The sequence below is a fragment of the Thermodesulfobacteriota bacterium genome (assembly GCA_040758155.1).
Classification (GTDB): Bacteria; Desulfobacterota; Deferrimicrobia; order Deferrimicrobiales; family Deferrimicrobiaceae; genus UBA2219.
On record JBFLWB010000075.1, the window covers coordinates 1 to 4,168 of the forward strand.

Sequence of the window (4,168 nt, forward strand, 5' to 3'; positions counted from 1 at the left end):
ACTTTTGCGGAAGTTCTAAGGAACGTCCCTGTTCTGCTTATCGACCCTTGAACGCCCGCCACGCCGCATCGACCAGCGAAGGGTCGGAGAACAGATCGTAGCCGGTGAGCGCGAGGGCGCGGATCCCTTCCATCACTCCTTCCTGGCCCGACGGCGCCACCGTCGCTTCCGCGAAACGGCGGGTGTGGATCTCGACGCGCTCGCCGCCGGTGACGGGGATATTGGGCTGGAGCGTGGGAACGACCTGCGAAACGTTTCCTATATCCGAGGAGCCCCGGTTGCGGTTCGCGGGCGCCCCGCTCTCCTGAAGGCCCAGAAGCCCCAACGCGCGCCGATACGTCCCCGCCAGGACGGGGTTGGCCTTCATCGGGGAGAGAGTGTACGGCCCTTCCTCGATCGACAGGCGGCAGCCGCTGGCCTTCGCGGCGCCGGCGGCGCAGCCCTTCACGCGCGCGACGGTCCGCCGCAGCTCGGCTTCCGTTTCTCCCCGCACGTAGAAATATGCCTGCGCACGTTCGGGGATGATATTGGGGGCCTGCCCCCCTTCCGTTACGATCCCGTGGACGCGGACCGTGTCCGGAAGCTGCTGCCGCAGGGCCGAGACGCCGTTGAACAGGAGAAGGACGCCGTCCAGCGCGTTGATCCCGTGCTCGGGATAGGCTGCGGCGTGGGCCGTGCGGCCGTGGTAGGTGAAGTACATCTTGTGGAGGGCGAGGTACCCCTTGTCGACATGCCGGCGGGAGGACGGATGGACCATCATGACGGCGTCGATCCCCCGGAAGACGCCCGCCTCCGCCATCCGGGCCTTGCCGTATCCCGTTTCCTCGGCGGGAGTCCCGAACACGACCACTTTCCCCGACCGGAACGTTCCCCTTCCCGCCCGCGCCAGCGCAACCGCCGCGCACGCCGAAGCGACCCCCACGATATTGTGGCCGCACGCGTGACCGATGGAGGGAAGCGCGTCCATCTCGCAAAGGAAAGCCACCGCCGGGCGCCCCTTGCCGAACGGATACTCCGCCCGGAAGGCGGTCTCCATTCCGGCCACCCCATGCGCGACGCGGAAACCGTTCCGCTCGAGGAAGGAGGAGAGCGCCCGGGAGGTGCGGGTCTCCCGTAGCGCGAGCTCCGCGTAGGAGGTGATTTCCCGCAGCATCCGGACGGCCGTCGGCCGCAGGCGGTCGGCGGCGGTCAGAAGGGCTTTTCGCTCTGGATCCATATTTCCTTATAGGTTTTCCGATGCGTGAAGTGCTATTTTAGCATACTCGGCGTGCCGCCCCGGCGGGACGCGCCCCCGCTCAAGGCGCAGGCAATCGCATACGTTCCGCCCTCCGGAAGGGAGAAGGATGACGCGCTGGAAATCGTTCACCGTGGAGGTCCGCCGCGAGACGATCGACGCGGTCACCCAGTTCCTGATGGACCGCGGCTCCCTCGGGATGGCCTACGACGAGCAGCTTCTCGGCGCCGCGGGCGACCCTTTCGACCCGATCCCGCCGCCGCCGAAGATCACGAAGCTGACCGCGTATTTCCCGTGGGAAACCGACCTCGGGGAGCTGAAGCGCGCCTTTCTCGACTTCCTCCCCGTGCTCGCCGAGTCGTTCGGCAGGGGCCCGGAGGCGTTCCTCGAAGGAACCGAGATCACCGACACTGGATGGGCGGAGAAGTGGAAGGAGCACTTCCGGGCGCGGAAGGTCGGCCGCCGGCTCGTCGTCAAGCCGTCCTGGGAGGCGTTCAACGCCGCCGAGGGTGAGGTGGTGCTGACGGTCGACCCCGGGCAGGCATTCGGGACCGGGACGCACGAGACCACGCGGATGTGCCTCCGGTTCGTCGAGGAAGTCTTCGAGCGGGCGCCCTACCCCCGCAGGGTCCTCGACATCGGCACGGGAACGGGGATCCTGGGGATCGCCGCGGCGCGCCTGGGCGCGGAACGCGTCCTCGGCATCGATACCGACCCGGTGGCGGTGGACGTGGCGAGAATGAACTCCGGGCTGAACGGCGTGGGCGCCGCGTTCCGGGCTGAAGGCACGGTCCTCTCCGCGATCGGGGAGGAATTCGATCTGGTGCTCGCCAACCTGATCGCCGAGATTCTCATCGACCTGTCGAATGAGATCGTCGCCCGGTGCGTCCCGGACGGGTGGATCGTCCTCTCCGGGATTCTGAAGGAGAAAAGCGGCTGGGTCGCGGAGGAATACCGCGCCCACGGCGCCTCCCTCGTCGAGGAGGCTACGGACGGGCAGTGGTCCGCCCTGCTTCTCCGCAAGGGGAATCTCCCTTAAGGACGGTACATTCCCGTATGCCCACCTTCCTCGTCCAGCGAAAGAACATCTCCGGGGACACCGCGGTCCTGTCCGGGACCGAGGCGGGGCATATGCTCCGCTCCCTGCGCCTCTCCGTCGGGGATTCCTTCCACGCGTTCGACGAGGAAGGCGCCCGCTACCGGATGCGCATCCTCGAAGCGACCTCCCGTTCCCTGCGGGCGGAGGTGCTAGAGACGTTCGCGCCGGAGCCGCCGCCTGCGGTTGCCGTCACCCTCCTCGTGGGGCTTCCGAAGGCGGACAAGATGGACTTCATCCTCGAAAAGGCGACGGAGCTGGGCGTATCCGCGGTCGTCCCGTTCCGCTCGTCCCGGACGATCCCCCGCGTGGACCCGTCCGACGCGAAGAAGCGGCTCCTGAGGTGGGAGCGGGTGGCGCTCGCTGCCGCGAAACAGTGCGGCTCGGGCCGGATACCCGAGGTTTCCGGGATCGTGCCGTTCGCCGAGGCGTTGCGCCGCGCGGCAAGCCATGAAGGGCGGATCGTCTTCTACGAGGGAGAGAGGGAGTTCACGCTGAAGAAGGTCCTCTCCGGGCTCCCGCCGGTAAAGGGCATCGCCCTCGTGGTGGGGCCGGAAGGAGGATTCTCCCCGGACGAGGTCCGGGAGGCCGTGGCGGCCGGCTGCCGGTGCGCCGGGCTGGGGAGCCGGATCCTGCGCGTGGAAACGGCGGCTCTCGCAGTTCTTTCGATGGTGATGTACCATTTCCACAAGGAGTCGCCCTGAAGAAATGGATCCGGTGAGCAGGACCGAACAACCCACCTACGCGTACGCGGGGTTCTGGACGCGGGCGGCGGCCAGGATCATCGACGTGGTCCTCATCCTCGCCACCTTCAACCTGATCTACCTCACGGATCGGATCGGCAGCGAGGCGGGGCTGTGGCCCCCCAGCGGCATCGAGGAAGGCGACATCGGGGACGGCCTCTCCTTCTCCAACATGCTGCGCGCCCTGTTCTACCTCGCGTTCCCCGTCTTCTACTACGTCTACCTGCACGGAAGCTGCGGCCAGACGTTCGGCAAGATGGCGCTGAAGATCAAGGTGATCAACGAGGACGGGTCGCCCCTCGGCTACAAGAAAGCGTTCTTCCGGTGGCTGGGTTATTTCCTGTGCGACCTGACGTTCAACATCGGCTACATATGGGCCGCCTTCGACGCCCGGAAGCAGGGGCTCCACGACAAGGTGTGCCGGACGCTGGTCATCCGGACCGACGTCCCGTCGGCCGAGCTCGAAAGTTACCCGGAAGCGCCGACGCGTTCGGAGGAAGCCCCGCCGGCGGCGGAGGAAGCTCTCCGGGAGCCGCCCCCTCCGCTTGACACCCGAGGGAACCCGCCGATATAATTCTCACTTCCGCCGGGTGGCCCTTTAGCTCAGATGGTAGAGCAGAGGACTGAAAATCCTCGTGTCCCCAGTTCAATTCTGGGAGGGGCCACCACTTGATATCCAAGGACTTGGCCAAAAATGGCTGAGTCCTTTTTTCTTTCGACCGTAACCGCCTCTCCTCCGATGGATCAGACCAATCGCCGAAGGAAGGACTTGAATCCCTACGAATATTTCTCGCTGGTTCATGCATGCCTTCATACATAAATAATTATCTATACAGTTATTATCCCTCCGTATAAACTACTGATCGTAAACAAATCCGGTATCGTCTCTCATCACAACCGTCATCCCTTCGGGGAAAGGGAACCAGCGATGCTTACCATCGTTCCCGAGACGGATCCCTTGTCCCTTTTTCCACAAACTGCGTCATCCGTTCACCCACCCGAGGGCATCGTCGTGCGCGATGCAGGAAGGGAGGATTCAAATGAAGCGGTTGACTCAATCAATCGTTGTGATAACCGCCATCCTGATCATCTTGT

4 protein-coding genes and 1 tRNA gene are annotated in these 4,168 nt (G+C 64.9%); 4 read left to right on the top strand and 1 reads right to left on the bottom strand.

The genetic code is table 11. The annotated features are described in order from the left end of the window. Positions 1–37: 37 nt before the first annotated feature. Positions 38–1,216 (bottom strand): M20 family metallopeptidase, encoded by a 1,179-nt coding sequence (locus tag AB1346_04595; protein MEW6719712.1) that lies wholly within the window; start codon positions 1,214–1,216, stop codon positions 38–40. 127 nt (positions 1,217–1,343) lie between these two features. Between AB1346_04595 and prmA the strand changes: the two genes are divergently transcribed. The 4 genes from prmA (at position 1,344) to AB1346_04615 (ending at position 3,741) form a co-directional block, all read left to right on the top strand. After that, positions 1,344–2,273, top strand: a complete 930-nt coding sequence (gene prmA / locus AB1346_04600; GenBank protein ID MEW6719713.1) for a 50S ribosomal protein L11 methyltransferase — start codon at positions 1,344–1,346, stop codon at positions 2,271–2,273. 17 nt (positions 2,274–2,290) lie between these two features. Beyond that, positions 2,291–3,034 carry an RsmE family RNA methyltransferase gene (locus AB1346_04605; GenBank protein MEW6719714.1) on the top strand — a complete coding sequence of 248 codons (744 nt, stop codon included), beginning with the start codon at positions 2,291–2,293 and terminating at the stop codon, positions 3,032–3,034. A gap of 4 nt (positions 3,035–3,038) precedes the next feature. Continuing rightward, positions 3,039–3,647, top strand: coding sequence for an RDD family protein (locus AB1346_04610; protein MEW6719715.1), 609 nt, complete (start codon positions 3,039–3,041; stop codon positions 3,645–3,647). 18 nt (positions 3,648–3,665) lie between these two features. Next, a tRNA-Phe gene (locus AB1346_04615) sits at positions 3,666–3,741 on the top strand. Positions 3,742–4,168 lie beyond the last annotated feature (427 nt).